General features: G+C 31.0%; 27 protein-coding genes. 16 read left to right on the plus strand and 11 right to left on the minus strand.

Annotated elements, in window-relative coordinates; all coding sequences use genetic code 11:
• Position 1: 1 nt before the first annotated feature.
• On the minus strand, positions 2-547 hold the full coding sequence (gene moaC / locus ABXT48_RS01825) for a cyclic pyranopterin monophosphate synthase MoaC (protein ID WP_415286781.1): 546 nt from the start codon (positions 545-547) through the stop codon (positions 2-4).
• A complete protein-coding gene (gene moaA, locus ABXT48_RS01830; protein WP_415286782.1) occupies positions 548-1540 on the minus strand; it encodes a GTP 3',8-cyclase MoaA in 993 nt (330 codons plus the stop codon).
• A 35-nt stretch (positions 1541-1575) separates the two neighbouring features.
• Between moaA and ABXT48_RS01835 the strand changes: the two genes are divergently transcribed.
• The gene (locus ABXT48_RS01835; protein WP_415286783.1) at positions 1576-2409 is read left to right on the plus strand and encodes a phytanoyl-CoA dioxygenase family protein; all 834 of its coding nucleotides are present in this window, start codon (positions 1576-1578) and stop codon (positions 2407-2409) included.
• Positions 2410-2445: 36 nt separating this feature from the next.
• Here ABXT48_RS01835 and ABXT48_RS01840 read toward each other — a convergent pair whose 3' ends face one another.
• From ABXT48_RS01840 to ABXT48_RS01850, 3 genes are all read right to left on the minus strand, one after another.
• Positions 2446-2772, minus strand: coding sequence for a GYD domain-containing protein (locus ABXT48_RS01840; RefSeq protein WP_415286784.1), 327 nt, complete (start codon positions 2770-2772; stop codon positions 2446-2448).
• 135 nt (positions 2773-2907) lie between these two features.
• A complete protein-coding gene (gene iolG / locus ABXT48_RS01845) occupies positions 2908-3921 on the minus strand; it encodes an inositol 2-dehydrogenase (RefSeq protein ID WP_415286785.1) in 1014 nt (337 codons plus the stop codon).
• Positions 3906-5039 (minus strand): Gfo/Idh/MocA family protein, encoded by a 1134-nt coding sequence (locus tag ABXT48_RS01850; protein WP_415286786.1) that lies wholly within the window; start codon positions 5037-5039, stop codon positions 3906-3908. Before ABXT48_RS01850 ends, iolG begins: the two co-directional genes overlap by 16 nt.
• 40 nt (positions 5040-5079) lie before the next feature.
• Here ABXT48_RS01850 and iolE point away from each other — a divergent pair, with 40 nt between their 5' ends.
• Positions 5080-5979: a myo-inosose-2 dehydratase gene (gene iolE, locus ABXT48_RS01855; RefSeq protein ID WP_415286787.1), complete on the plus strand. Its 900-nt coding sequence runs from the start codon at positions 5080-5082 to the stop codon at positions 5977-5979.
• Positions 5980-5981: 2 nt separating this feature from the next.
• Here the strand turns inward: iolE and ABXT48_RS01860 are convergent, their stop codons facing one another.
• The 4 genes from ABXT48_RS01860 to ABXT48_RS01875 are packed head-to-tail and all read right to left on the minus strand — an operon-like array spanning position 5982 to position 9771.
• Positions 5982-6938: an NAD(P)-dependent oxidoreductase gene (locus tag ABXT48_RS01860; RefSeq protein WP_415286788.1), complete on the minus strand. Its 957-nt coding sequence runs from the start codon at positions 6936-6938 to the stop codon at positions 5982-5984.
• Between the two features lie 30 nt (positions 6939-6968).
• Positions 6969-7952 carry a phytanoyl-CoA dioxygenase family protein gene (locus ABXT48_RS01865; RefSeq protein ID WP_415286789.1) on the minus strand — a complete coding sequence of 328 codons (984 nt, stop codon included), beginning with the start codon at positions 7950-7952 and terminating at the stop codon, positions 6969-6971.
• A 9-nt stretch (positions 7953-7961) separates the two neighbouring features.
• Positions 7962-8819, minus strand: coding sequence for a 2OG-Fe(II) oxygenase (locus ABXT48_RS01870; RefSeq protein ID WP_415286790.1), 858 nt, complete (start codon positions 8817-8819; stop codon positions 7962-7964).
• A 4-nt stretch (positions 8820-8823) separates the two neighbouring features.
• On the minus strand, positions 8824-9771 hold the full coding sequence (locus ABXT48_RS01875) for a ketopantoate reductase family protein (protein WP_415286791.1): 948 nt from the start codon (positions 9769-9771) through the stop codon (positions 8824-8826).
• Between the two features lie 108 nt (positions 9772-9879).
• On the opposite strand from ABXT48_RS01875, the gene ABXT48_RS01880 reads away from it, so the two are divergent.
• Complete coding sequence (locus ABXT48_RS01880) at positions 9880-10848, plus strand: DUF1907 domain-containing protein (protein WP_415286792.1); 969 nt, start codon at positions 9880-9882, stop codon at positions 10846-10848.
• Positions 10849-11268 carry a hypothetical protein gene (locus ABXT48_RS01885; RefSeq protein WP_415286793.1) on the plus strand — a complete coding sequence of 140 codons (420 nt, stop codon included), beginning with the start codon at positions 10849-10851 and terminating at the stop codon, positions 11266-11268.
• Between the two features lie 9 nt (positions 11269-11277).
• Here the strand turns inward: ABXT48_RS01885 and ABXT48_RS01890 are convergent, their stop codons facing one another.
• The gene (locus ABXT48_RS01890) at positions 11278-12069 is read right to left on the minus strand and encodes an HpcH/HpaI aldolase family protein (RefSeq protein ID WP_415286794.1); all 792 of its coding nucleotides are present in this window, start codon (positions 12067-12069) and stop codon (positions 11278-11280) included.
• Positions 12070-12071: 2 nt separating this feature from the next.
• Positions 12072-13514, minus strand: coding sequence for an NAD-dependent succinate-semialdehyde dehydrogenase (locus tag ABXT48_RS01895; protein WP_415286795.1), 1443 nt, complete (start codon positions 13512-13514; stop codon positions 12072-12074).
• A 94-nt stretch (positions 13515-13608) separates the two neighbouring features.
• On the opposite strand from ABXT48_RS01895, the gene iolD reads away from it, so the two are divergent.
• From iolD to ABXT48_RS01955, 12 genes are all read left to right on the plus strand, one after another.
• Positions 13609-15453, plus strand: a complete 1845-nt coding sequence (iolD, locus tag ABXT48_RS01900; RefSeq protein ID WP_415286796.1) for a 3D-(3,5/4)-trihydroxycyclohexane-1,2-dione acylhydrolase (decyclizing) — start codon at positions 13609-13611, stop codon at positions 15451-15453.
• 6 nt (positions 15454-15459) lie between these two features.
• Positions 15460-16617 (plus strand): Gfo/Idh/MocA family protein, encoded by a 1158-nt coding sequence (locus ABXT48_RS01905; protein WP_415286797.1) that lies wholly within the window; start codon positions 15460-15462, stop codon positions 16615-16617.
• A gap of 18 nt (positions 16618-16635) precedes the next feature.
• Entirely contained in the window at positions 16636-17658 is a 1023-nt protein-coding gene (locus tag ABXT48_RS01910; RefSeq protein ID WP_415286798.1) for an NAD(P)-dependent oxidoreductase, read from the plus strand.
• A gap of 21 nt (positions 17659-17679) precedes the next feature.
• On the plus strand, positions 17680-18429 hold the full coding sequence (locus tag ABXT48_RS01915; RefSeq protein ID WP_415286799.1) for an ATP-binding cassette domain-containing protein: 750 nt from the start codon (positions 17680-17682) through the stop codon (positions 18427-18429).
• A gap of 3 nt (positions 18430-18432) precedes the next feature.
• Positions 18433-19446, plus strand: a complete 1014-nt coding sequence (locus ABXT48_RS01920) for an ABC transporter permease (RefSeq protein ID WP_415286800.1) — start codon at positions 18433-18435, stop codon at positions 19444-19446.
• A 110-nt stretch (positions 19447-19556) separates the two neighbouring features.
• Entirely contained in the window at positions 19557-20483 is a 927-nt protein-coding gene (locus tag ABXT48_RS01925; RefSeq protein WP_415303095.1) for a sugar ABC transporter substrate-binding protein, read from the plus strand.
• A gap of 75 nt (positions 20484-20558) precedes the next feature.
• Positions 20559-21029: an RbsD/FucU family protein gene (locus ABXT48_RS01930; protein WP_415286802.1), complete on the plus strand. Its 471-nt coding sequence runs from the start codon at positions 20559-20561 to the stop codon at positions 21027-21029.
• Positions 21029-21940, plus strand: a complete 912-nt coding sequence (rbsK, locus tag ABXT48_RS01935; RefSeq protein ID WP_415303097.1) for a ribokinase — start codon at positions 21029-21031, stop codon at positions 21938-21940. The genes ABXT48_RS01930 and rbsK overlap by 1 nt, the downstream gene beginning before the upstream one ends.
• Entirely contained in the window at positions 21940-22968 is a 1029-nt protein-coding gene (gene mgrA / locus ABXT48_RS01940; RefSeq protein WP_415303098.1) for an L-glyceraldehyde 3-phosphate reductase, read from the plus strand. The genes rbsK and mgrA overlap by 1 nt, the downstream gene beginning before the upstream one ends.
• A gap of 73 nt (positions 22969-23041) precedes the next feature.
• Positions 23042-23788: an SDR family NAD(P)-dependent oxidoreductase gene (locus tag ABXT48_RS01945; RefSeq protein ID WP_415286805.1), complete on the plus strand. Its 747-nt coding sequence runs from the start codon at positions 23042-23044 to the stop codon at positions 23786-23788.
• 3 nt (positions 23789-23791) lie between these two features.
• On the plus strand, positions 23792-24694 hold the full coding sequence (locus ABXT48_RS01950) for an ROK family protein (RefSeq protein WP_415303100.1): 903 nt from the start codon (positions 23792-23794) through the stop codon (positions 24692-24694).
• Positions 24695-24898: 204 nt separating this feature from the next.
• Positions 24899-26158: an ABC transporter substrate-binding protein gene (locus ABXT48_RS01955; RefSeq protein ID WP_415303102.1), complete on the plus strand. Its 1260-nt coding sequence runs from the start codon at positions 24899-24901 to the stop codon at positions 26156-26158.
• Positions 26159-26174: the final 16 nt, after the last annotated feature.

Here is a 26174-nt window from a genome sequence, read left to right on the forward strand (position 1 = left end):
TTTAAAAAATATCTTTTAAAAATTCTGGTAAGCCATCAGGATTAATCCATAAACCACTTTTTCCACCTTCTTTAATTAGTAATTTAACATTATCAATTTTAAGATGCGGATTTACAATTTTACTTAGATCGTAAATAGTTATTAGTGCAGTATTAACACCCATAATAGCTTCCATTTCTACACCAGTTTTTGCAACAGCAGAGACAACACAAAAAACTTCTAATGAAGCATCCTCATCATGCATGATAATTTTAGTTGCCGTATGATCTATTGGAAGTGGGTGGCATAGTGGAATTAATTCACTAGTTTTTTTAACACCCAAGACAGCTGATACCTCAGCTAGAGTGATCGGATCACCTTTTGGCATTTCTTTATTTTTAATTAGTTCAAAAACTTCTTTTCCTACATAAATTTTACCAGAAGCTAATGCTCTTCTAAATGTCTCTTTTTTTGAGGAAACATCAATCATGTTAAATGAGTTTTTTTTAAAAATTTTCTTAGCCCAATCTTTTAATTTTTCATCATTTATCACTTTAAAGTTTTCCATTTAACCACCAGTACTTGATAAATTTGGAGTAATTCCAGTATCTCCAAGCTCTAAATAATGTGACTCTTTTTTAAGGTGTAATTGTTTTATGATAAGATCCACAAGTTCATCTTTTTGAGCATCGTCTTGCAATAAATGTCTAATACTAATTCCAGTATTACCAAATAAACATAATCTTAAATCACCTCTAGAGGTAACTCGTAACCTGTTACATGTTTGGCAAAAATCTTTAGTGTAAGGAGCAATTAATCCAAATTTCCCCTTAAATTCTGGATGTATAAAATTTAATGAAGGGCCTGCATCTTTCCCATAAGTTTGAGGAATCCAGTTATTTTTTTCTAAAAAATCTTTGAATATTTTAGAGGAAACATGATTTTTTTTAAAATACTCTAAATTATCACCAGTTTGCATTAATTCTATAAATCTAAAATCAATATCGTTATCTTTTATGAAATTTCCAAATTTTTTAAATTCATCATAGGTATCATTAATACCCTTAAGTAAAACGGCATTAATCTTTATATTTTTGAAATTTAATTTTTGTAAAGTCCTTATGCCTTCTAAAATTTCATCAAGCCTATCATGACCTGTTAGTTTTTTAAAAGTTTCTCTATTTAAACTGTCTATACTAATATTTATTCCATCTAAACCAGCTTCACATAATTGTTCTGCAATTTTGTCCAAACGATAACCGTTAGTCGTCATTGTTACTTTGGGAATATTTGAATTTTGCTTCATATCTTTAAGGATATCAAAAAAGTCTTTTCTAACCGTTGGTTCTCCACCAGTTAATCTAATTTTACAAACACCCAATTCAGACAATGCTTTTGTTAATCTGGATATTTCTTGAGCAGACATAAAACTTCTCGTATCTCCAGGTGTCTTTTTATATCCTTGTGGCAAACAATAAGTACAACTGTAATTACATACATCTGTAATTGATAATCTTATGTAGGGGAATTTTCTTCCAAAAGTATCACTTAATGTTTTCATCTTATTTTTATTACATTATATTATAATAATAATATATGAGCAAAATTATTACCAAAGCAGAAGTAGATCTATTTAAAAAAGATGGTGCGGTCTTAATTAAAGGCAAATTTGATAACGCATGGATTGAAAAGTTAAAAAAAGGAATTAAAAAAGGCAAAGAAAGTCCTAGTCCAAGACTTGTAAACCACACAAAAGACCAAAAACTAGCAGGATATTATGAAGATTTTTGGACTTGGAATTTACATGAGGAATTTAAAGATTTTGTATTTAATTCACCAACACCCAAAATTGCAGCAGAACTTTTAGAAGCCCAAAAAATTAATTTAGTGATGGATAATTGGTTTTTTAGGGAAGCGGGATCAAAGTCATCACCACCTTTTCATCACGATATATCATATTTCGATTTTGAAGGATCTATGTGTGTATTGTGGATACCGCTTGAGTCAGTTAAAAAGGAAGATGGTATTGCTTGGGTTAAAGGTTCACATTTATGGGATAAGCTATTTTTAAGAACAAGATTTAATGATGGCCATGAAGTTGATGGCAAGGTTGGAGTTGTTAATGGAAAAAAATATGAATTAACTCCTAACATATTAGAAAATAAAGATGATTATGAATTTTTACAATGGGATTTAGAAGTTGGCGACTGTATTTATTTTGATATTAGAACACTACATGGAGGATTAAATACTGTTACACCTAAAAAAGATGTTCATAGATACACATTAAGAATGGCAAAAGAAAACTCTAAAATTATTTATAGAGGAAATTGGGCTAGAGAAGAAAGAGCTATTATGGAAAATAATGGTTATAAAAATGGTGATGATTTATCTGGTAAAATGTTTCCAACTTTATTTGAAACTAGCTAACTTCCAGCTTTTTGAACTGGAAGTTGACACAAATAATTAACCAGCAGGTTTGTAGCCAGCCATAGCCTTAGCGGCAAGCTCAGCTGTTTTGCTCATATCCATCTCTTCAAGGATAACCATATTTTCTACTGTTCCACTAGCTTCAACAGCTAATTTTATACCAGCAAAATTTTCATAAGGCATGTCTCCTGAAGTGACTGCAACAAAATCATAAGGACCTCTTGTAATATAAAAAGATTCAAAAGTTCCACCTACAGCTTCAGTTAATGCTTTTACAGCTATTGATCTATCTTGCTTAGGGTTCTTCATAAAACCTTGGAAGGCCTTTGCTGTATAATTGCCCATTACAATATATTTTTTCATAAGTTTCTCCTTTATTAATCTGATCATTAAAACATATTTTTTTAAAATTTGTCAATTTAAAGAAATTGTATTTTTGTTGAAAACTAAAAAAATTTTTCAACTTATGGTTTATTAAGTTAAAGTATTTTCTAAATATTAAAATTTAACTTTTTCAAACATCTTTGTTTTTAGAGATTTATTTGCAGTTGCAGCTAGAATTAAAGATCTTCTTCCATCTTCAAAATCTGCAATAGGCCTAATATTTTTTTTGCATAGTTTTACAAGATCATTTAATTGAATTTTGTATGCCTCAGAATATCTTTCTATAAAAAAAGTCTTAAAAGGAGATTTGTTATTTGTTGAATTTTTAGAATAAATTACAGTCTCCAAATCTCTTTGATTATCAGAAATTATCATTCCTTTATTTCCAAAAAGTTCAACTCTTTGATCGTATCCAAAGCTACAGTGTCGTGAATTTGTAATAATACACTGAACCCCTTTTTTAGATCTCATTATAACAGTTGCTAACTCTAAATCTTTTATTTTTCTAAATTTTTTTTCTGAAAAATATTCACCTGTGGCAAAAATAGATTCAAACTCGTCTGAACCAGTATAATATCTGGCTAAATCAAAATCGTGTATCATCATATCTTTAAAAATACCTCCAGAAGTCTTCAAATAACTTAAAGGCGGTGGGGCAGGGTCACGGCTTGTAATTATTATCTTTTCTAGTTTGCCTATTTTACCTTTAATTAAGTTTTTCTTTAAAGAGTTGTGGGCCGGATCATATCTTCTATTAAATCCTATTTGAATTTTAGGATTATATTTCGCAATATTTTTTTTACATTGATCAATTTTTTTTAAATCTAAATCTAAGGGTTTTTCACAGAAAACAATTTTCTTATTTTTAACTGCTTCTTCTATAAATTTTAAGTGAGTATTTGTGCTTGTTGCTATGAAGATACTTTTAATATTTTTATCTTTAAAGGCTATATTAGGGTCTTTAATAGCAATACATTGATATTTTTTTGATAATTTTTTTGTTAAATTTTCATCCAAATCGAAAATATATTTTAAATTAAACTCAGGATGATTGCTTAAATTCTCAGCATGCATTTGGCCAATTCTACCAAGGCCAAATAGAGCTATATTTATTATATTTTTACCCATCTTTTTCTTTTAGAGGAAATTTTACATGCATTTATAAATTTTGCAGTTTCTAGTCCCTCATCTTCATTTGGATAAAAAAATCTTTTCTTGGATTTACTTTTAATTGAATCTGCAAACTCTCTATAGATGTTTGCAAAAGCATCTAAGTAACCCTCTGGATGACCAAATTTGATTCTAGAAAATTTTGTAGAAAATCCTGCGTTATGAAAACCTCTCTCCAATAACTTAACAGCACCTTTTGCTGGGTTTAACTTTAGATAGTTAGGATCGTTCTGTACCCATTCTAAACTTCCTTTGGTACCAAATATTCTTATTCTTAAACCATAAACTCCACCTCTTGCCATCACACTTGTCCAAAACATTCCTTTGGCTCCATTAGCAAAGTTAATCATCACTTGAGCATTATCATCCATCTTAATTTTATTTGAAATTTGTTTTATGTCAGCAAAAACAGTTTTTCCTTTTAATCCAGAAATATATGATGCCAAATGATAAGAATGTGTTCCAATCTCATTAAGGACAGCTGAAGCACCAACAATTTTATTATCTAATTTCCATTTTAGTTTTTTCTTTGCATTTTTTGAAGTTATATTTTCTCCTCCAGACCAATCCTGAATATATTCAACATTAACATATTCAACTTTTCCTATCTTTCCTTTTTCAACCAGAACCTTTGCTTCTCTGACCATGGGGTAGGCAGAATAATTATGAGTTAGGGCGTACTTAATTTTTTTATTAGATTTAATTTTTTTATATAATTTTTTGGCTTGATCTAAATTCCCTGCAAATGGTTTGTCAGAAATAATGTGAATATCTTTATCAATAAATTTCTCTGCAATAATTTGGTGACTTGCTGGAGGTGTCATTATGGATACAACTTCAATACCATCTTCTCTTTTTGACTCTTTATCTGCCATTTCTTTATAATTTGAGTAGCATCTATCTTTTGCAATCCCAATACTTTGCCCGAAACTGACTGATAATTTTGAATTTCTTGAAAAAACACCAGCAATTATCTCATATTGATTGTCAAATCTTGCAGAAATTCTATGTACATGACCAATCCAAGATTTTGGACCCCCACCAACTATTCCTAAAGATAATTTTTTTGTTTTCATTGTGTTTACAGTTTCATATATCATAACAAAAAAAAATATTATGTCAGTAAAATTAGGAATAGCACCTATAGCATGGAGCAATGATGATATGCCAGAACTTGGAGGTGATACTCCTCTAGAACAATGCCTTTCAGAGGCCAGCGAAGCTGGTTTTTCAGGAATAGAGTCTGGTGGGAAGTTTCCAAAAAAATCAGATGAATTAATACCTATGCTGGAAAAACATAACCTAAAACTATGTTCTGGATGGTATGGGGCCAATCTAAGAAAAAATTTAGTGAAAGATGAAATTAAATTAATACAAGAACAATTAATTCTTTTTAAGAACTGTAAAGCACCCTGTATTGTTTTTGCCGAAGTGTCTGGTTCAATAGCAGGTGATCAATCAAGAGCATTATCAACAAGACCACAAATGGATAACGATGGATGGAAAGATTTTTGTAAAAAAATATCAGAAATTAGTAAATATCTTGAAGATCAAGGTATGCCTTTAGCGTATCACCATCACATGGGCACAGTTATTGAAACACAAAAAGATACTGAAAGGTTATTAGAAAGCACATCAGAACAGGTTAAATTAATTTTAGATACTGGACACATGTTGTTTGCTAATGGAAATTCCTTAGAAACTTATGATAAATTTAAAGATAGAATTATTCATATTCACTGCAAAGATATGAGAAAAAATATTTTAGATAAATCTTTGAACGAAGATTTAAGTTTTAGACAGGCATTCTTAGAAGGTGCTTTTACAGTACCAGGTGATGGTTACATCGATTATAAGCCATTTTTTGATCTGTTAAAAAAAAATGATTATTCTGGATGGCTTGTTGTTGAAGCAGAGCAGGATCCGAGTAAAGCAAATCCATTAGAGTATGCTAAAATAGGCTTTAATTATTTGACCAAAACTTGTGAAGAGTCAAATTTACAAATTATTAAGTAATTTTATAATTTAACTATTTTAGATTTTTCAATTTTGTTATCAAAAAAATCAATAATATTTTGAATTGTTTCTTTACCCATTCTAATCATGCACTCTTCTGTAAACGCAGCAGTATGAGGGCTTAAAAATACTTTATCATTTCTTAATAAAGGATTATTTTTTTCTGGCGGCTCTATTTTAAATACATCTAATCCTGCACCAAAAATTAAATCTTCATTTAATGCTTGATCTAGATCATTTTCATTTATTATTCCGCCTCTAGCAGCGTTAATAATAATACAATTTTTTTTCATTGTTTTTAATAAATCTAAATTGATCATATTTTTTGTTTTATCATTTAAAGGTATGTGTAGCGAGATAGCATCCACAGTCTTTACAGATTCTTTCAAGTCTTCAACTTTTTTTCCACCCAAAGATTCAATTTTTTCAGCAGAAACAAATGGGTCATAAACAAAAACATTCATTTCAAAACCCAAGCATCTCTTAATCAAACATTGACCAATCCTACCAAATCCAGCAATTAAGATGTTTTTACCCCATATTTCTACAGTTTTTGGTAATTTATTTCTGTCACTAAAATTACCTTTTTTAACACAGTCATCATACATATTTTTTCTTTTGGAAATACTGAGAAGCATAAACAATACATGTTCTGCTACTGCTACCGCATTTGCAGTTGCTGTTATAGCAATTGTAATATCATTTTTTTTACAAGTATCTAAATCAATATTGTCATAACCAACCCCATGTCTTGAAATAATCTTTAATTTTTTTCCAAGATTTATAATTTCACCAGATAACTTTGCAGTTCTTAAAGAGGCTCCATCACAATCTACAATTTTATCTTTTAAAGATGGATCATCAATATCTTCAATTATTTCAAACTCGTAGTCAGGATGGTCTGTTAATAATTTAGGACCTGCTTCATTTATATTTTGGATAATTAAAATTTTTTTCATAAAAAATATATACTTTGATTATTAAGAAAACTAAATAAGATTAATTAAATCTTTTTTGGTTCCTTTGAATGTTGGTATTGTATATTTAAAGGCATATTTTCTTGGAATACATTTCTTTTTAGCCTTTTCCCATAAACCTAGCCATTGTTTATAGTTAATAATTTTTAAGTTTTTTTTACTTTTACTTTTTACATAAAAGCTAGGCAAAGGCTCTCTTCCTGAGGGCTGACCAGCTTTATTATATCTTAAGTCTGCACTAATTCTAAAGTTATTAGATTTATTTGGTAGTGAGCAATGAACAGAATGCTTGTGTAGTAATATAATGTCTCCAACATTAGCTTCTAATGCTACTACTTTATGTTTATCTATTATTTCACTATTTTTGATTTGAACTTCACCATTAGAGTTTGATATGTGATTTAATAGTCCTAATTTGTTGAATTTACTTACTGTAATCATACAACCATTTTTAACAGTTGTTCTGGTAAAAGGAATCCAGACTGTAACCATATCTGTTAATCTTTGACCCTTTTTAGACAGCACTGCAGCATCTTGGTGCCAGGGGGTTCTACCACTTAAACCATTAAAGATAGATTTTTTTTGTAATTTCTTTTCAGGTTGCTTGATACGGGTATTTTGAACTGGATTAGATAAAATCTCAGGACCTAAAATTTTTTCAACAACATTTAAAATCTTTTTATTATTAATCAAATTCCATAAAGAATTAGTTGCAAAATAATCGCTATCTTTTTTTACATGATCCCTTGGTAGTCGTGTATTAAAATATTGATCAAGATCATGTATTTTTAATTTAGATATATAGGTATATTTTTTTTTAAAATCATATTTCAAAACTTTTTGATGAAGTTTTTTTGACACAAATTTTATTATCAATTCATTCATCACAAACTCCATATCATTTAAGATTGGCTTAAGATCATAATCAAAATTTAAAACATTCTTAATTTTGAGGTAACCATGTTTTTCTAAAAGAGTTTTATAATTTTTATTCATATCTAATATCTATTTAATCAAATAATTTGAGTCATGAAAAGAACTGAGCATCTTTTTGTTATTATCAGAAATTTTTGGATAATATTCATTGCCCTTAAAGCTCCATATGACAGGTTTATTTAAAGCATAACTTCCATATATAAAATACCTCTTTTCGTTTCTAAATTCCTTAAATTTTCTTACACCATGATAAGAATTAGGAGTTGATTGAAAAAATATAATAGTCCCTTTTTTTGGGGTAAATTCCTTAATTACATCCAGCTCCTTAATATTTGGAAACCTTCTAAAGCTTTTTCTTAAATCTTTGATACCTTTTTTTTTATATAGAGTTAATGATCCACCGTTTTTTTTTGGTATATCATTTAGATAAATTAAAAAATTAAATAAACGTGTAATATCATCTCTATGAGGTTTTAGTTGATACCCACTCTTAGAAACTGAGAAATCTATATCTAAATTAACTTTAGGATTTTTATAACTGTTACCCAATATTTTTTGTAATTCAGATGAGGTTACTTTATTTTTTGGTGTAAATTTTTTTTCATTAAATATTTCTGGTACAAATACATTGGACCATGAACTTTTCTTAAATTTTTGAGAAAATATTTTTTCTATTCTTTTATAAAAAATTTTACTATTAAAATGTCTGAAAATTTTTTGTGAAACGTTAGACTTCTTTAGATATTTATTAAAATTTTTTGAACCTTTATTAATCCTACTTCTTCCACCCATAATCGTATCATCAAAGGAATTCATATCTTGAATCTCTTTAATTAGCTGGTCACATAGTTTTTTAGAAAGGGCCTTATCACCAGTTAAAACTGGAAAATTATTTTCTAGTTTTTTCAATTTTGTTAATTGAATCATTTATTCAAATAAACATTCCTTCTTTAATTTTGATCATTTTATACATTAAATCGTTTAAAGGTGTTTCAATTCCATGACCTTTAGCAATTTTTGAAACCGCACCACTAATAAAGTCAATTTCAGATTTTCTCTTATAAAGAATATCGAATGCCATTGATGATTTATTAGTTTGTTTTGAATCAACAATTTTATTAAACATATCCAAACATTCATCCTCAGATACCTCAACACCGTCAGCTAAAGCAACTTTTCTTGTTTCTAAAATAATTTGTTTACCTAAAGCTTTTGCAGTTAGTTGCTCTTTATTATCTATATAAAGCTCAGTATGATTGAGGTCAAAAATCGCAGATAATGGCCCAATAGCTGTTAATGCAAATAATTTCATCCATTTCCTTTTTTTAACATTTTCTGATGCAATTGTTTCCAAACCATAAGCCGTAAAAGTTTCTGCAACATCTTCTACTCTTTTGCTCATACCACCTTTATCATACTCTCCAATCCAAGAGGGTAAGCCTGCATGATTTTTAATATGTCCAGGTCCTAAAATATTTGCTGCTTGGGTAGTCGTGCCTCCAAGGACTTTCTCTTTACTGATAATTTCTTGCATAATCGCTTCATGACCAATTCCATTTTGAAAAGACATTAAAACTGTTTTTTCTCCAACGATATTCTTAATGCTATTTAAAGCTGGTGTTAAGGCTGTTGCTTTGCACATTACAATTATAGCATCAACTTTTTTTAAGTTAGAAGTATCTGTTGTTGCTTTTACTTTTATAAATCTATCACCACCATGACCATCCATTTTTAAGCCATTGTTATTTATTGCATCAACATGCTCTTTCCATACATCAATTAAAATTACGTCTAAACCTTTTTCAGCCAAAAGGCCTCCAAATAAACATCCCATTGCTCCTGCACCAAGAACTGCTACTTTTAAATCTTTATTAATCATTGATAATTTCTTTCATTGTTATAAATAGGTATAGATATTATATATAATTCTTATAGACATCAAGAGTAATATTAAATAAAATTGATTTAAAAAAATAGGAATAAATAAATGCAATTAAAAATTGAAAAAGCAGATTTTAAAGAAATTTCTTTAGCCAAAATTTCAGAAGCACTTCAGAGTGGATTAATAAAAAATTATCATCAAGTAGAAGTTTCAGTGCAAGATTGTCCTAATTTAAAAGAGTGGGGATGTCCAGCTGAAGGGATAAGTGGAAATGAAAGAATTATAGATGTAGGAGGAGAGCCCTATATGCATGACCCAAAGCATTTGGGTGCTGAATTTGATTATGAAGAAATTTCAAAAAAAATTGGATCTGAAAAATCTTATGCATTAGGTGCTGGTTCAGGTGCAATGTCATGCTTAGATGGTCATTGTGGAGAACTAGTGATTAATGAAAATTTAATTACCTCTGAATCAAAATCAATCATAGCAAGAGTTGGAACAAACAAAGAGTGTATTGCTGAAAAATATACAGCAAGGAAACATGGTGGGTTAGGAAATGTTTATTATACAGATGGCATTAAAGGAAAAGTTATAAAAATTAAAATAAAAGGTAGATCTGGAGATCAAGGCTCTCTTCCTCAAGCAATGAGAAAAGCTTTGACTGATAATTTACCAATTAAAGATAATGAACATATTGCCTTAGCTGGTATTTTTAGAATTTTAAAAGGACAAATTAAATCACATGTGCAGCCTGACTACGCTGATATTAAGCATGAATACTATGATGCCAAGCAAATGAAATGTGTAAAAGATTTTTTACAATTTTATGAGCCTGTTGGCCCTGAGCTACAAGGTTATAGCGTACTCTGGACAGGAGATCCTACTGGAGGCAATCTTGACTTAAGAGAATCTGGTGAGCACACACATTTTCACTCCTATACTAAAGAAAATGTAGCTGGTCATTATCATTTTGATGTAACTCCTAATGATATTGAATATGAAGGTTATTTTAATATTGCTAAAGAAGTTCACAGAGTTAATAATATCTACAAAGAACTTAGAGATAAAAATTAGATGATAAAAAAGATTAAAAAAAAATCTTCCACCTTTACTTATAAAAACAGTCCTTACACAAAAGAAATTCAAAAAAGAATAAATATAGCAGAAATTTCATTAGGAGATTTTGCTGGAAGAATGTCTAATGATTTACTTAAATGGTTTTCTTTAACTGCACAGCATTGGATTATGTTGCATATGGTCATGCTTGCTTATTACAAGAATGAAACAATAACTAAAAATCAACTTTTAAAGTTTATTGAAAAATCTTACCTAACATCAAATGTTTATATCGATACAGCTATTAAAAGAGGATATTTTAGGATTATTAGAAACCAAGTGGACAAAAGATCAATATTTATTTTGCCATCAGTCGTAACAATAAAAACATTCGAAGAATTTGTTGATAGAAGAGAGTTTTTATATAAAGAAGTTTAAAGATCTTGCTTAATAAGCTTTAGATTCTTCTTTTTTAGAAAAACCTTTCATTTTATCAACTACAGCTTTTGCACCAGAGCTTAGTGCTCTTTGATCTGCACCAATTGTTACAAAATTAAAACCTTTATCAATCATTTTTTGGGCATACTCAGGAGTACCATTATGAATTCCAGCAAAAATATTATTTTTCTTTGCATGTTCTAAAATTCTTAAAATTTCAGAATAAGCTTTTGTATCTTCGGGTCTATCAAAGCCAGGAGCCTCACCAATTGCCAAACTTAAATCTGCAGGACCAATATAAATTCCATCAAGATCTGGCGTTGACATAATTTCATCAAGTTTATCTAAAGACTCTTTAGTTTCAATCATTGCAAATTTTAACATTTCATCATTCGAATGAACTGCATAATCTGCTCCACCATAAATTAAGCCTCTAACTGGACCAAAACTTCTGTATCCATGAGGAGGGTACATGCATGCTTGAACAAATTTTTCTGCTTCTTCCTTATTACTTACCATTGGGCAAATTATTCCATAGCAACCTGCATCCAGTATTTTCATTATTTGACCAGGCTCATTCCAGTTAACTCTTGCAAGGGGGGTAACATTTGTTGTTGATATGGTCTGCAACATTGGTAATGCATTAGTATAATCAACCAAACCGTGCTGCATATCAATTGTAAGAGAGTCCCAACCTTGATGTGCCATTACTTCTGCTGAAACAGTGCTTGGAATTTGTAACCATCCATTAATTACAGGTTTACCTGTCTTCATCATTTCTTTAATTTTATTTTTTCTCATAATTATATTTTTAAACCCATGTGAGTATATTTAACATTCAAGTAATCTTTGATTGCGCCAGATCCACCTTCACGTCCATAACCAGTTTGTTTTATGCCACCAAAAGGAGCTTCAGCAAGTGCAACTACCCCTGTGTTAACAGCAACAACTCCGGATTCTAATTTCTCAGAACCAATATGAGCTTTGTCCATTGAGTTTGTATATAAATAGCTACACAAACCTAGGTCATTATCATTAGCTCTTTCAATAACTTCATCAAAAGTTTTAAATGTTAAAATTGGTACAAGAGGACCAAAAGGCTCTTCTTTCATAATTGTGAAATTATCTTTAACATCATCAAAAACTGTTGGTTCGTAATAATAACCTTTATTAAAACCAGAAGGTCTTTTTCCACCCATTAAAACTTTAGCACCTTCATTTTTAGTGGTCTCAACTAATTTTTCTATTTCCTCTAATCTTTTAGCTGTGGATAGTGGTCCCAATTCAACACCTTCATCCATTCCATTGCCAATTTTAAGTTTTTTTGCTCTATCCATAAAAGCGCTAACAAATTCATCTTTTCTATTTTCTTGAATATAAAATCTATTAGGTGAAATACAAACTTGACCATTGTTTCTAAACTTTCCAGTTATTGCTATATCGGCTACTTTATTAATATCTACATCTTCACATACTATAAAGGGAGAGTGCCCACTTAACTCCATTGTAACTCTTTGAACTTTATCAGCTGCTTTTTTTAAAATTATTTTACCAACTCTTGTTGAGCCTGTAATTGAAACTTTTTTAACTATATCAGAGTCCATTAATTCATTTGAAATTTCTGCTGGATCACCAGACAAAAGATTTATAACTCCATCAGGAACACCAGCTTCTTTACAAATATTTACCAATTCCATAACAGTTCCAGGAGTAATAGTATCTGGTTTACAAATAACAGAACAACCTGCTGCTAAAGCAGTTGAAATTTTTCTTGACGCTAAAACGACTGGAAAATTCCAAGGTATCAAAGCAGCTACTACACCTACAGGCTGATAGTAAACATGCACTCTAGTATCTGGAAATCTACTTTGTTGTGTTTGTCCATAAATTCTTTTTGTCTCTTCAGCATTCCATTCAAAAATATCAGCTCCACCACCAACTTCTCCAACACCTTCTGCAAGTGGTTTTCCAACTTCAAGTGTTAACCATTTAGCAAGAACATCTTTTCTCTCTCTCATTAAGTCTGCAATTTTTCTAAGTACATAAGATCTTTGCCAAGGTGCTGTATTTTTCCAAATTTCCAAACCTTTTTCTGCAGATTTTAATGCTTTTTGTACATCTACTGAAGATGCTTTTGAGGCTTTTCCAATTACCTCTTCAGTAGCTGGGTTAATAACATCATAAGTTTCTTTTTTTTCTGCTTGTTGCCATTTTCCGTCAATGAATTGTCCAAATTTGCTATACATAAATATTTATTTTTAAGTTTACTTAATGTGGTTTTTTAAATTATAAATATAAATATATATAATAATTATACTTATTAAAAGACTAAACTTATAAATGAAAAAAATCAAACTCACTTGTGCTCACGCAGTAGTTAAATATTTAATCGCTCAAAAAATATTAATTGATGGGAAAAAAGAACCTTTATTCCCAGGTGTATTTGGAATATTTGGCCATGGAAATGTAGCTTGTTTAGGTCAAGCGTTAGAAGAAAATCAAAAAGAACTGCCAACATATAGGGGGCATCATGAACAAAACATGGCTCTTACATGTATTGGATACGCTAGAGCAAAAAGAAGACAGCAAATTTTTGTAGCAACATCATCGGTGGGACCAGGGGCAACAAATATGGTTACAGCTGCAGCCGTTGCAATGAGCAACAGATTACCAATTTTATTTTTACCAGGCGATACTTACGCAAATAGAATGCCCGATCCTGTTTTACAACAAGTAGAACATTTTAATAACCCGGGAATTACTGCAAATGATGCATTTAAACCTGTAACTAGATATTTTGATAGAATCACTAGGCCAGAACAAATAATCCAATCATTTCCAGCAGCAGTTCAGACCATGTTGGATCCAGCAGATTGTGGACCAGCTTGCATAGCTTTAAGCCAGGATATTCAAGGACAAACTTTTGATTACCCAGAAGACTTTTTCAAAGAAAAAGTTCACACAATAAGAAGACCTAGACCAGATGAATTTCAAATTAAAGAAGCTGCAGAAAAAATTAAATCATCAAAAAATCCAATAATTATTTCTGGTGGGGGAGTTTTTTATTCTAACGCAATGGAAGAGCTAAGTAAATTTGCTATTAAACATAATATTCCAGTTACTCAAACTGTAATGGGATATTCTACAATGAAGAGAGATCATTCACACTATGCTGGACAAATAGGTGGGCTAGGTGGGAAAAATACTAATTCATTAGCCAAACAAACCGATCTTGCAATTGCAGTTGGAACTAAACTTGCAGACTTTACAACAGGCTCGTGGACTAACTTTGAAAATGAAAACTTTAAACTTGTTTCAATTAATGTTTCAAGATTTGATGCAAATAAACATTTGGCTCAAGCAGTTGTAGGAGATGCCAAGGTTTCATTAGATGAATTATCTCAAGCTTTAGGTGAGTGGAAAGCAAGTGAAGAATGGAATAAAAAATCTCAAATAGAATTAAAAGCTTGGAATGAGCAGGTTGATAAAGAGAGCGCTCCTTCAAATCAAAAAATTCCAAGTTATGTGCAGGTTGTAGGTGCTGTCTATAGAAATTCTGATCCTTCAGATATTGCGGTAACAGCAGCAGGTGGACTTGTAGGAGAAGTCATACAGGTTTGGAGACCAAGAGAGTTAAATACTCACGAAACAGAGTGGGGTTTTAGTTGTATGAGTTATGAAATATCTGGTGCACTAGGAATTAAAATGGCCAACCCAGATAAAGAAGTAATTTCATTTATTGGAGATGGTTCATACTTATTGAATAATTCTGATATTTATTCTTCAGTAATCACAAAGAATAAACTTATAATAATTGTTTGTGACAATGGTGGCTTTGCAGTAATTAATAGACTTCAATTATTTAAAGGTGGAAAAGAGTTTAATAATTTACTTAAAAGTTCAAAAACACCAGGTCTTGTAGGTGTTGATTTTGCCAAGCATGCTGCAAGTATGGGGGCTAAATCAGAAGAGGTAAGTTCAATCTCAGATTTAGAAGAAGCTTTTAAAAGAGCAAAAAAATCAGATGTGACTTATGTAATTTCAATTAAAACACATGCTTACCAATGGCTAGAAGGTTCAGCTTTTTGGGATAGTCCAACACTAGAAATTCCAACCACAGAAGAGAATAAAGAAGCTTTAAAAATTCATAAAGAAGGAAAAAATAAGCAAAGACAAGGCGTATAATTTTCTATGAATAAAATATTTAAAGTCGGCTTAATTGGCTGTGGACATATTTCAGAAACTTATTTTAGATCTGAAAAATACTTTAATAATATCAAAATTATCAAATGTGCAGATATTAACCATAATAATGCATTAAAATGCGCCAAAAACTTTAAGATTGAGGCATTAACAGTAAAAGAGCTATTAAAAGATAGTGAGATAGAGATTATTCTTAATCTAACAATTCCAAAAGCACACTATCAAGTAGCAAAGCAAGCCTTAAATAATGGTAAACATGTTTATTCTGAAAAACCTTTGGCGATTAATTTTAAAGACGGTCAAGAACTATTAAGACTCTCAAAAAAGAAAAAGCTTTATATTGGTAATGCACCAGACACATTTTTAGGTGGTGGTATTCAGAAATCAAAAGAATTAGTTGATAAAAAAATTATTGGAAAAATTAATTTTGGCAATGCAATTTTTGCTTTTCCTGGAGTTCAATCATATCATCCTAATCCTGAACCATGGTTTGCAAAAAAAGAGGGTGGTCCAGTAATTGATATGGGTCCTTATTATTTAACAGCTTTAGTAAATTTACTTGGACCAGCAAAAAAAGTAACAGGTAGTGTTGTCAATGGAATTAAAAGACGAACTATTGGTATAGGACCAAAAAAAAATAAAACATTTAAAGTTGAGTGTCCTACTACATATTTATCTACAATTACCTTTGAGAACGGAAGTATTATTAGGTTAACTCTTTCCTTTGATGTTATTGCTCATCAAAGAAATCATATAGAACTATATGGTGATAAAGGCTCAATGATTGTCCCAGATCCAAATATGTTTGGTGGTTCTGTTTATGTTTGTAAAAATTTAGGAGATCCTTGGAAGGAATATAAAACTAACAAGATGCCTTTGGGAAAAATTAATATTAGATCACAAAGTTCTAGAGCAAACGAGTCTGCAACAAACTCTAATTACAGAGGAGCTGGTTTGGCAGAAATGGCTTATTCAATAGAAAATAAAAAAATTAATAAATGTAATGGCGAGCTTTCACTACATGTTTTAGATATTATTCAATCAACAATGAAAGCTTGTACATCAGGTAAACTACAATCAATCAAAACAACTTGTGCAAAGCCCCAACCTTTTTCTTTGAAAGAAGTAAAAAAAATAATAAAGTAATTGTTTAAATAACAATTTATGGCAAAATTAATCGTTATATCTGATCCTTACCCAAGAACACTTGATCTTATTTTTACAAAAAAAAAATTTAAAGAGTTAAAATCTAAATATGAAATAATAACTCCTCCAAAAAATAATAAAAAAAAATTTTATGAAGCTAATATTCATAGGGCTACATTTATAATGGGTCAGCCTGATTTGAATAAGTCACTTTTATCAAAAGCAAAAAAGCTTAAAGCAGTAATAAATGTTGAAAGTAATTTTATGGATAATATTGATTATGAATATTGTTTTCAAAAAGGAATTCACGTTATTGCAACTTCTCCAGTATTTTCGAAACCTGTAGCTGAACTAGCCTTAGGTTTAACTCTATCTTTATTAAGAGATATTCATAATTCACACAAAGATTTTCTCAATAAAGCTGAAAAATATGGCTTAGAAGGCAATTTAAAATCCTCTTTATTAAGTGAAAAAAAAATTGGTCTTCTAGGTTATGGAGACTTGGCAAAAGCTTTAACACCTTTATTGGTACCTTTTTCAAGAAATATTAATGTTTATGACCCTTGGGTTCCTAGTAAAACTATTAAAGACGATGGTTTTAACACAATCACTCTAGAGAATATGTTTAAAACTTGTGATGTAATTTATGTATTAGCAGCAATTACTAAAAATAATCAGTCTCTTATTGATAAAAAACTTCTTGGTAAATTAAAGTCAAATTCTTTATTTATTTTAATGAGTAGAGCGGCTGTTGTTAATTTTAAAGATTTAATTAATAGAGTTAAAAAGGGTGATATTTATGTAGCAACTGATGTTTTTCCTAAAGAACCTGTTAAAAAAAATGATCCAATTAGAAAAGTAAAAAATTTTTTATTTTCAGCTCATCGTGCTGGAGCGTTAAAGGACACTTTCACTGAAATGGGTGAAATTGTCTTAGAGGATATGAGATTAATCTCAAAAAACTTACCACCAAGACTATGTAAAAGAGCAGAAAGAGAAACTGTAAAATTAATTAGATCAAAACCTGTTGCAATTAATTAATTTTCTTTTTAAGTTGCAGCAATGTCTTTTTCAAATAAAATAATTCTAGAAGCAAAAGGTGTAAGTAAATACTTTGGAACTATCACTGCATTAGAAAATGTTAATCTGACCATCAAAGAAGGAGAATGTTTGGGTGTTGTTGGTGATAACGGTGCTGGCAAATCTACCTTTATGAAAGTTTTATCTGGCCTTTATAAACCAAGTAAAGGAGCCCTATATTTTAATGGCAATAAAGAAGTGCTTGAAAGTCCAAGAGACTCTCAAAATTTGGGACTTGAAATGGTTTATCAAGATCTTGCTTTAGCAGGAAATTTACCAATCGGGGAAAATATTTTTCTTGGTCGTGAACCAACTAAAAAATTAGGTTTTTTAAAACTGCTTGATTATAAAAAGATTAAAGAAATGTCAGAAGCGCACTTAGATAAGTTAAAAATTCATGTAAAAAGTGCAGATCAAAAAGTTGAAGAACTGTCTGGAGGTCAAAGACAAGCGATTGCAATAGCAAGAGCTACAGCATTTAACTCTAAATTGGTAATCATGGATGAGCCTACAGCAGCTTTAGCAATTAAAGAAGTTGGAAAAGTTTTAGATCTTATTAATAGTTTAAAAAAAATGGGTGTAAGTGTAATTATTATTAGTCACAGAATGGATGATATTTTTGCAGTCTGCGATAGAGTAATGGCACTTTTTCAGGGAACTAATTTTGCAGAGTCTGAATTATCAAAAACTTCAAGAGATGAAGTTATTGGTTGGATTATGGGAAAAAAATAAATTATGGAAACTAAAGAAAATAAAAAACAAAATATTTTTTTAAAAACTATCCCTTATTTTGATAAATACGGAATATTATTATTACTTTTTTTAATGATAGCTGTCCTTCACTTTTTGCAGCCTGAAGTATTTCTTTCTTGGAGAAATGTAACAAACGTTTTTAAGCAAATTTCTTGGCAATCAATGCTTGCACTCGGAGTGTTTATAGTAATTGTCACTGCCGGAATTGATTTGTCGGTTGGCTCCATAATGATGTTATCTCTCATGGTTCTAGCGATAACCTCAAAAGCAGGAGCTGCTTGGTATATTGTGATTATAATCCCTATAATAATGGGTGCGCTATGTGGAATGGTTAATGGATTGGGTATTACAATTCTTCGCATGCCCCATCCTTTTATTATGACATTAGGAACACTTTATATATTTAGAGGAACAGGTAATCTTATTTCGGGAGGTGTGCCAATTAGTGGATTTACTGAGGAGGTAAGATTACTTGGTAATGGAAGAATTGACTTAACTTGGTTAGGCTTAGAAGAATCTCAGTATCTTCCTGTGAGTGTAGTTTTAATTGCAGTTGTTTTCTTTTTAATGTGGGCATTTTTAAATCATACTAGAACTGGAAAATGGATTTATGCAATTGGTGGAAACCCAAATGCAGCAAGAGCAGCTGGAATAAATGTTAATAGAATTTTAGTAATTGTATATTCTTTATGTGGATTGTTAGCTGGGTTTGGTGCTTTAATTTTAGCTGGCAGAGCTGACTCAGGTTACCCTAATGCTGGTTTAAATGCAGAGCTAGATGCAATTGCTGCCTGCATTATTGGTGGAGCTAGTTTTTTTGGTGGACGTGGAACTGTACTCGGTGTTTTTGTTGGGGTAATGATAATGGGAATTTTAAGAAATGGTTTAAACTTAATGGACGTTAGTTCTTTTTGGCAACAAGTGTTGATAGGAGCAATCATTGTTATTGCTGTTTATATAGATGTCTTAAGAAAAGATCTAGGAACAAGACATTAGTAAAAAAAAGTCCTTAAATTTAAGAAAAAATAAAGTTGTTTTCCTTTTTAAAATAATATTCACTTAGTTTTTTAAAAACTAATAATAATAATAATATAGAGGGAAATAATATGAATAATTTAATTAAAAAAATTGGTGTATTAATTACATCTGTTTTTCTTATTCTAAGCATAACGTCAGTAAGTTCATTTGCTGAAAAAACTATTTTGTTTAGTATTAAAGGTCCAGGATCAGGAAACCCTTTTTGGGCTTCTGTTGAAAAAGGAGCTAAGGATGAAGCAAAAAAATTAGGTGTTAAATTGGTTCTTATAGCACCACCCCAAGAAGGTGACGTTCAAGCACAAATTAACCAAGTAGAAGATCAAATCGCAAAAGGTGTTGATGCAATAGCACTTGCACCTGGTGATCCAAATGCCTTTGGTCCAATTGTTGATGACGCAATCAAAAGTGGAGTTCCAGTTGTATTTGTTGACACGCAAGGAATTAATAAAGGTGTAACTTTTATCGGAACAAATAATAAAAATGGTGCAGAATTAGCTGCTAAATTTATTTGTGATAAAACTGCAAAAGGTTCTGACGTTGCAATTTTAACTGGTGTTGAATCTCAATCAACTGCTCTTCTTAGAAGAGATGGTGCAATTAAAGGGTTTAAAGACTGTGGTTTAAACCTTGTAGCTACACAAACTGCTGAATGGGATACTGCAAAAGCAAGATCAGTTACAGAGTCTATTCTTGTAAAAAACCCTAACATCAAAGCAATCTTTGGATCTAACGACAATATGGCGTTAGGTGCGATTCAAGCTCTTAAAGATGCTGGAATGAAAGGTGTTACAGTTGTAGGTTTTGATGCAACTCCTGACGCTGCTAAAAGTATTTTAGCTGGTGACATGACTGCAACAATTGCTCAGTTTTCATATAACATGGGTGCTTACGGTGTTAAGTATGCACTTGCTTTAGCTAATGGTGAAAAAATTGATTTAAATATTGATACTGGAACTCAATTAGTTACTACAGAAAATGCTAACGACTTCAAATAGTCTTTAGACTAAATTTTAAGATTAAAGGGTGGGATTTTTATTCCACCCTTTTTTTTTATGTAATATAATATTTTTATGTTAATTAAAATTGATCCAATATTAAGCCCAGAACTTTTATTTACTTTATGTTCAATGGGCCATGGAGATAAGCTTGTTTTAGCAGATGCAAATTTCCCAGCACACTCAATGAATGAAAATGTGGTTCGATTAGATGGTGTTAATATTAAAGATGCTGCAAAAGCAATACTTTCCGTCTTTCCATTAGATAGCTTTGTAGTTTCTCAAGGTAAAAGTGCAGTAAGCAGAATGGAAGTTGATGAACAACCTAATGAATTAACAGATGCTCATAAGGAATTTATTAAAGTGGTTAAAGAAATTTCAGGACCCAATTGGTCAGTTGGTTCAATTGAAAGACAAGATTTTTATAAAGAGGCAAAAACTGCATATACAATAGTTACAACAACAGATGCTAGACCTTTTGGTTGTTTTGTTATGACAAAAGGAGTTATTAAACCAGATGGCAATGTTTGGGTTCTTGATAAGTAATGAGTTCAATATGTATTTTTGGAGTATTTGTAGCCGATCTATGTTTTTTTGGTAAAAGCATTCCTGCTAGAGGTGAAACAATTTTAGGTAACAAGCATATAGTGGGGCCTGGTGGTAAAGGGTCAAATCAAGCAATTGCAGCAGCAAGATTAAATGGCAAAGTAAATTTTATTACCAAATTAGGAAAAGATAGCTATGCAACTATGGCACTTGATTTATATTCGCAGTCAGGTGTTAATATCGATGGTGTAATACAAGATCCTAATCTTTCAACTGGTGTAGCTGCAATCATGATTGATGAAAATGGTCATAATGCAATTAATATAGTGTCTGGTGCTGCAGGTCATTTAGAAAAAAAAGATATTAATAAAAATTTAGAAATTATAAAAAAGTCTAAAATATTTTTAACACAATTAGAAACCCCTCAAGGAACTACTATGTATGCTTTACAAAAAGCAAAGGAAGAGGGATGCATAACAATACTTAATCCTGCACCAGCAAGATCAATAAACAAAGAAGATTTTTTGTTAATAGATTTTTTTACACCCAATGAAACTGAAACAGAATTTTATCTTAATAAAAAAATTGAATCTGACCAAGACATTAAAGATGCAGGGAATGAATTTTTAGACAAAGGAGTTAAAAATATTATTATAACTCTTGGTTCAAAAGGGGTTTACTTTGCAAATTCTAAAGAAAGTTATTTTATAGATGCGCTTAAATTAAAAAGCGATGTTGTGGATACAACAGGCGCGGGTGATGCTTTTAACGGCGCCCTAAGTGTCGCTTTATCAAAAGATTATAGTTATAAAGATGCATTAGTTTTTGCTAACAAGGTTGGTGGTATTTCAACTACAAAAGTAGGTGCTGCAAATGCTATGCCAACCATAGAAGAAGTGGAGAGTTATTAATGACTTATTTAGCACCATCAAGTAGATACAAGAAAATGAAATACAGAAATTGTGGAAACAGTGGTCTTAAACTACCATTAATCAGCTTAGGTCTTTGGCATAATTTTGGTGGAAAAATTATTAATCCAGAGTCTAAAAAAGTTTTATTTAAAGCCTTTGATTTAGGAATTACTCATTTTGATTTAGCAAATAATTATGGACCACCATACGGAAGTGCAGAGACAAACTTTGGTAAAGTGATGAAAGGTGATCTAAAGAAGTATAGAGATGAGCTTATTATTTCTTCAAAAGCTGGTTATGACATGTGGGAAGGACCTTACGGAGAATGGGGATCTAAAAAACATATAATTGCAAGTTGTGATCAAAGTCTAAAAAGAATGTGTGTAGATTATGTTGATATTTTTTACTCACATAGATTTGATCCTAACACGCCACTTGAAGAAACGGCAGATGCACTTGAAAGTATTTATAGATCTGGAAAAGCTCAATACATAGGTGTTTCCTCTTATTCTTCAAAAAAAACTAATCAAATGTTTGAAATTTTAAAATCACGAAATATAAAAATTCTAATTCATCAACCATCATATTCATTAATAAACAGATGGATTGAAAAAGACTTAACCAAAACACTTTTAAAAAAAGGAATTGGTTGCATTGCATTTTCACCTTTAGCTCAAGGAATGCTTTCCGAAAAATATCTAAAAGGTATACCAAAAATCTCTAGAGCAAATCAAAAAATTACATCACTGGATAAAAATTTAATTACAAAAAAAAATATTAAAATGATTAATGAATTAAATTTAATTGCAAAAAAAAGAGGCCAATCTTTATCTCAAATGGCTCTTGCATGGACATTAAATAATAAAGCAGTGACTTCTGCTTTAATTGGTGTGAGAAATTTAAAACAATTAAAAGAAAATGTGGAAAGTTTAAAAAATTTAAATTTTTCAAAAAAGGAATTGTCATCAATTAACAAAAAAGCTAAAGACGGTGGAATTAATTTGTGGCTTCAATCTAGCTCTCATTAATTTTGAAAATTATCTAATGATTACTTTACATTTTCTAAAATTTTAATAAAAAACTAAGATAGAAGGTCAACATATGAATGATTATAATTTAAAAGGCAGAAGAGCGATAGTCACTGGTGGTGCGCAGGGTTTTGGGTATGCTATTACAAAAAGGTTTCTAGAGTCGGGTGCTGAAGTTATAATTTGGGATATTGACAAGAAGGCTATTGATGAAGCTTTAAAAGAACTTTCATCAGAAAAATGTAGCCATCAAATAGTGGATGTCACTAATTTTGATGACATAACAAAAAATATAGAACAAAGCACTAAAGAAAAAAATATAGATATCTTTGTAAATAATGCAGGTATGGCAGGTAAAAATACCCAAGTATGGAATTATCCAAATGATGAATGGTTAAAAGTAATGAATTTAGATTTAAATGCAGTTTTTTATTGCTGTAAAGCAATAGCACCTCACATGATTAAAAATAACTACGGAAGAATAGTAAATATTGCATCCATTGCAGGAAAAGAGGGAAACCCAAATGCTAGTGCATATAGTACTGCAAAAGCAGGAGTTATAGGGCTTACAAAATCTTTGGGGAAAGAATTAGCGGATAAAAATATTGCAGTTAATGCAGTAACTCCTGCTGCTGCTAAAACTAGAATTTTTGATCAAATGACCGAAGAGCACATAAATTATATGCTTTCTAAAATTCCAAGAAATAGATTTGCTAAGGTTGATGAATTAGCATCATTAGTTACTTGGTTGGCTGCAGAAGAAAATTCTTTTTCAACTGCTGCAGTTTTTGATTTAAGTGGTGGAAGAGCAACATATTAAGTCATGCAAATTGGATTTGATGTTGGTGCAACAAAAATAGAAAGTGTTATTTTAAAAGATAACGGTGAAGAAGTTGACAGAAGTAGACGAGATTGCCCAAAAGACTACAAAACAATAATTAAAACAATTAAAGATGTTGTTGCTGAGCTAGAAAAAAAACATAACCATTTATTTCCGATAGGAGTTTGTCATCCAGGTGTTCATTCACCACAAACAGGATTAGTTAAAAATGCACCTAATTGTGTTTGGATTGAAAAAAAACCTTTTCAAAAGGATCTAAGAGCAACTTTGAATAGAGAGGTTTTTTGTGAAAATGATGCAAACTGTTTTGCATTGTCAGAAGCAATTGATGGAGCAGGCAAACATTATAAAATTGTTTATGGGATAATTCTAGGATCAGGAGCTGGAGGTGGACTAGCTATTGATAAGCAAATTGTTTCAGGACCTAATGGGGTTGCAGGGGAATGGGGGCACAATCAGTTACCATATATGGCTGCCCAAAAAGAAGAACTCAAAACATCAAACTTAAGAGAAGTAGAGATTGAAAGTTTTGTTTCAGGACTAGGTTTAGCTAAAAGATTTAACAAAAAGTATAATAAAAATTTAAAATCAAATGAAATATTTGAACTTTATAGAAGACACGAACTAGATGCAGAAAAAATGATAGATGAATTCAAGGTTAACCTTGCAATGTCTTTAGCAACTATAGTCAATATTCTTGATCCAGATGTTTTTATATTTGGTGGAGGTGTTACTAATGAAATTGATTTCCTTGATGAAGTAGAAAATATAACCAAGAAATATGTTATAGGAAAAGAATATGAGGGTGTATTTTTAAAACCTAAGTTTGGAGACGCAAGTGGTGTGCGTGGTGCAGCAAGATTAGGTAGAAAATCAAGTTATTAATTTAGTTCACTTATAAATAGATTATTAATATTTAATAATTTTTTTTTCCCACATAAAATAACGTTTAATTAGATAAAAATATAGATCAACCTAAGGTTGTGCGATGTTCTTTTATGTTTTAATAAATTTTTTTTTTTAATAGAGTTCATTTTTAAAAATTAATCAAACCGATTAATTTTCTATTAACAAATGAGAGGGAATAAAATGAAAATGAAAAAACTGTTAGTTGCTTTAATAGCTCTAGCTCTTACTCCAAGCGTTTCATTTGCAGCACCTAAAGCTGAGGTATTGCACTGGTGGACTGGTGGTGGTGAAGCAAAAGCTTTAAAAGTATTACAAGATGATTTTGCTGCACAAGGTGGAATATGGTTAGATATGCCTGTTTCTGGTGGTGGTGGAGATGCAGCAATGCAAACACTAAAAGCCAGAATAGTTGCTAACGATGCCCCTGCAGCTGCACAAATTAAAGGTCCTACAATTCAAGAGTATGATGAAGAAGGAGTGGTTGGACCTTACAATATCGATGCTGTTGCACAAAAAGAAGGTTGGGACAATCTTTTAAGTGAACAAGTTGCAAGTCATATGAAATGTGATGATGGTAAAGCATATTGTGCTGCGCCTGTAAACATTCACAGAATCGACTGGATCTGGGCTAATAAAAAAGTTTTAGATTCAAATGGTATTAAAATGCCCTCTACTTGGGCAGAGTTTAATGCTGCAGCAGATAAACTACAAGCAAAAGGAATTATTCCTTTAGCTCATGGTAGTCAGCCTTGGCAAGATGCAACAGTATTTGAAGCTGTAGCTCTTGGTATTGGTGGAAATGATTTTTACAGAAAAGCTTTTGTAGAATTAGATCCTGCTACTTTAGGTGGATCAACTATGGCTAAAGTTTTTGACCAAATGAGAAAACTTAAAGGTTACACAGATGCTGGTTCTCCAGGAAGAGACTGGAACATAGCTACTGGTATGGTAATGGAAGGCAAAGCTGCTTTTCAAATCATGGGTGACTGGGCAAAAGGTGAGTTTTCTGCTAACAACCAGGCGCCAGGAAAAGATTATATCTGTGCACCAACTCCATCTGATAATGGATATCTTTACAATGTAGATTCATTTATTTTCTTCAAAGTAAAAGGTAAAGAAAAAGCTGAAGGTCAAAAACTACTTGCTAGCTTAATGATGGGAAAAAACTTCCAAAAAGTTTTCAACATCTATAAAGGTTCGATACCTGCAAGATTAGACGTTTCTATGGATGAGTTTGATATGTGTGCTAAAAAATCAAACGCAGACTTAAAAACTGCTGCTTCTAAAGGTGGATTACTACCAAGTTTTGCTCACGGTATGGCATTAAAACTTGCACAAAAAGGTGCAATTCAAGATGTGGTTACTGAGCATTTCAACTCAACAATGTCTTCGTCTGACGCTGCAAAAAAATTAGCAGCAGCAGTTAAGGCTTCACTTTAATAAAAAAAGTATATTA

The sequence above is a fragment of the Candidatus Pelagibacter sp. Uisw_101 genome (assembly GCF_047727615.1).
Taxonomy (GTDB): Bacteria; Pseudomonadota; Alphaproteobacteria; order Pelagibacterales; family Pelagibacteraceae; genus Pelagibacter.

What these genes read in the sequence shown, in the direction of transcription:
- moaC (WP_415286781.1), bottom strand. Translation starts at nt 547, where the DNA reads ATGGAAAACTTTAAAGTGATAAATGATGAAAAATTAAAAGATTGGGCT.
- moaA (WP_415286782.1), bottom strand. Translation starts at nt 1,540, where the DNA reads ATGAAAACATTAAGTGATACTTTTGGAAGAAAATTCCCCTACATAAGA.
- ABXT48_RS01835 (WP_415286783.1), top strand. Translation starts at nt 1,576, where the DNA reads ATGAGCAAAATTATTACCAAAGCAGAAGTAGATCTATTTAAAAAAGAT.
- ABXT48_RS01840 (WP_415286784.1), bottom strand. Translation starts at nt 2,772, where the DNA reads ATGAAAAAATATATTGTAATGGGCAATTATACAGCAAAGGCCTTCCAA.
- iolG (WP_415286785.1), bottom strand. Translation starts at nt 3,921, where the DNA reads ATGGGTAAAAATATAATAAATATAGCTCTATTTGGCCTTGGTAGAATT.
- ABXT48_RS01850 (WP_415286786.1), bottom strand. Translation starts at nt 5,039, where the DNA reads ATGAAAACAAAAAAATTATCTTTAGGAATAGTTGGTGGGGGTCCAAAA.
- iolE (WP_415286787.1), top strand. Translation starts at nt 5,080, where the DNA reads ATGTCAGTAAAATTAGGAATAGCACCTATAGCATGGAGCAATGATGAT.
- ABXT48_RS01860 (WP_415286788.1), bottom strand. Translation starts at nt 6,938, where the DNA reads ATGAAAAAAATTTTAATTATCCAAAATATAAATGAAGCAGGTCCTAAA.
- ABXT48_RS01865 (WP_415286789.1), bottom strand. Translation starts at nt 7,952, where the DNA reads ATGAATAAAAATTATAAAACTCTTTTAGAAAAACATGGTTACCTCAAA.
- ABXT48_RS01870 (WP_415286790.1), bottom strand. Translation starts at nt 8,819, where the DNA reads ATGATTCAATTAACAAAATTGAAAAAACTAGAAAATAATTTTCCAGTT.
- ABXT48_RS01875 (WP_415286791.1), bottom strand. Translation starts at nt 9,771, where the DNA reads ATGATTAATAAAGATTTAAAAGTAGCAGTTCTTGGTGCAGGAGCAATG.
- ABXT48_RS01880 (WP_415286792.1), top strand. Translation starts at nt 9,880, where the DNA reads ATGCAATTAAAAATTGAAAAAGCAGATTTTAAAGAAATTTCTTTAGCC.
- ABXT48_RS01885 (WP_415286793.1), top strand. Translation starts at nt 10,849, where the DNA reads ATGATAAAAAAGATTAAAAAAAAATCTTCCACCTTTACTTATAAAAAC.
- ABXT48_RS01890 (WP_415286794.1), bottom strand. Translation starts at nt 12,069, where the DNA reads ATGAGAAAAAATAAAATTAAAGAAATGATGAAGACAGGTAAACCTGTA.
- ABXT48_RS01895 (WP_415286795.1), bottom strand. Translation starts at nt 13,514, where the DNA reads ATGTATAGCAAATTTGGACAATTCATTGACGGAAAATGGCAACAAGCA.
- iolD (WP_415286796.1), top strand. Translation starts at nt 13,609, where the DNA reads ATGAAAAAAATCAAACTCACTTGTGCTCACGCAGTAGTTAAATATTTA.
- ABXT48_RS01905 (WP_415286797.1), top strand. Translation starts at nt 15,460, where the DNA reads ATGAATAAAATATTTAAAGTCGGCTTAATTGGCTGTGGACATATTTCA.
- ABXT48_RS01910 (WP_415286798.1), top strand. Translation starts at nt 16,636, where the DNA reads ATGGCAAAATTAATCGTTATATCTGATCCTTACCCAAGAACACTTGAT.
- ABXT48_RS01915 (WP_415286799.1), top strand. Translation starts at nt 17,680, where the DNA reads ATGTCTTTTTCAAATAAAATAATTCTAGAAGCAAAAGGTGTAAGTAAA.
- ABXT48_RS01920 (WP_415286800.1), top strand. Translation starts at nt 18,433, where the DNA reads ATGGAAACTAAAGAAAATAAAAAACAAAATATTTTTTTAAAAACTATC.
- ABXT48_RS01925 (WP_415303095.1), top strand. Translation starts at nt 19,557, where the DNA reads ATGAATAATTTAATTAAAAAAATTGGTGTATTAATTACATCTGTTTTT.
- ABXT48_RS01930 (WP_415286802.1), top strand. Translation starts at nt 20,559, where the DNA reads ATGTTAATTAAAATTGATCCAATATTAAGCCCAGAACTTTTATTTACT.
- rbsK (WP_415303097.1), top strand. Translation starts at nt 21,029, where the DNA reads ATGAGTTCAATATGTATTTTTGGAGTATTTGTAGCCGATCTATGTTTT.
- mgrA (WP_415303098.1), top strand. Translation starts at nt 21,940, where the DNA reads ATGACTTATTTAGCACCATCAAGTAGATACAAGAAAATGAAATACAGA.
- ABXT48_RS01945 (WP_415286805.1), top strand. Translation starts at nt 23,042, where the DNA reads ATGAATGATTATAATTTAAAAGGCAGAAGAGCGATAGTCACTGGTGGT.
- ABXT48_RS01950 (WP_415303100.1), top strand. Translation starts at nt 23,792, where the DNA reads ATGCAAATTGGATTTGATGTTGGTGCAACAAAAATAGAAAGTGTTATT.
- ABXT48_RS01955 (WP_415303102.1), top strand. Translation starts at nt 24,899, where the DNA reads ATGAAAATGAAAAAACTGTTAGTTGCTTTAATAGCTCTAGCTCTTACT.